The organism is Ruegeria sp. SCP10, assembly GCF_040329495.1.
Classification (GTDB): Bacteria; Pseudomonadota; Alphaproteobacteria; order Rhodobacterales; family Rhodobacteraceae; genus Ruegeria.
The window spans coordinates 1-1,283 of record NZ_JBDZYF010000059.1; the positions used below are offsets into that span (position 1 = coordinate 1).

The 1,283-nt window shown below is 59.2% G+C and carries 1 protein-coding gene; it reads left to right on the top strand.

What is annotated here, in order from left to right; all coding sequences use genetic code 11:
- Positions 1–1,176, top strand: a 1,176-nt coding sequence (gene tuf / locus ABLN87_RS22240; protein WP_170531293.1) for an elongation factor Tu, incomplete at its 5' end; no start/stop codon positions are given.
- Positions 1,177–1,283: the final 107 nt, after the last annotated feature.

Sequence of the window (1,283 nt, forward strand, 5' to 3'; positions counted from 1 at the left end):
ATGGCAAAGGAAAAGTTTGAGCGTACAAAACCGCACGTCAACATCGGCACGATTGGGCACGTTGACCACGGTAAAACCACGCTGACCGCAGCAATCACCAAGTATTTCGGTGACTTCAAAGCGTATGACCAGATTGACGGTGCGCCGGAAGAAAAGGCTCGCGGCATCACCATCTCGACCGCCCACGTGGAATACGAGACCGACAACCGCCACTATGCGCACGTTGACTGCCCCGGCCACGCCGACTACGTCAAGAACATGATCACCGGTGCCGCCCAGATGGACGGCGCGATCCTGGTTGTGAACGCTGCTGACGGCCCGATGCCTCAGACGCGTGAGCACATCCTGCTGGGCCGCCAGGTTGGCATCCCGAAGATGGTCGTGTTCATGAACAAAGTGGACCAGGTTGACGACGAAGAGCTGCTGGAACTGGTGGAAATGGAAATCCGCGAGCTGCTGTCTTCGTATGAATACCCCGGCGACGATATTCCGATCATCGCAGGTTCGGCTCTGGCCGCGATGGAAGGCAACAACCCGGAAATCGGCGAAGAGAAGATCAAGGAACTGATGGCGGCTGTTGATGAGTATATCGACACCCCTGAGCGTGCTGTTGACCAGCCGTTCCTGATGCCGATCGAAGACGTGTTCTCGATCTCGGGCCGTGGTACCGTTGTAACGGGCCGTGTTGAGCGTGGCGTGATCAACGTTGGCGACGAGATCGAAATCGTCGGCATCCGCGACACCAGCAAAACCACCTGCACCGGCGTTGAAATGTTCCGCAAGCTGCTGGACCGCGGTGAAGCGGGCGACAACATCGGCGCGCTGCTGCGCGGTGTGGACCGTGACGGCGTTGAGCGTGGCCAGGTTCTGTGTAAGCCCGGTTCGGTAACACCGCACACCAAGTTCGAAGCCGAAGCCTACATCCTGACCAAGGAAGAAGGCGGTCGTCATACTCCGTTCTTCGCGAACTACCGTCCTCAGTTCTACTTCCGTACAACTGACGTGACCGGAACCGTGACCTTGGCGGAAGGCACCGAGATGGTCATGCCTGGCGACAACGTGTCGTTCGGCGTTGAGCTGATCGCGCCGATCGCGATGGAGCAGGGCCTGCGCTTCGCGATCCGCGAAGGCGGCCGCACCGTCGGCGCCGGCGTCGTGTCGAAAATCACTGAGTAAGGCGCGCTTGCCGCGCCTGGTTGCGGCAGGCGATTTTCCACAGGAAAATCTGCCGAGAGCAACTCGGTTGAACGAAAGAAGGCCGTCCCAAAAAGGGGCGGCCTTTT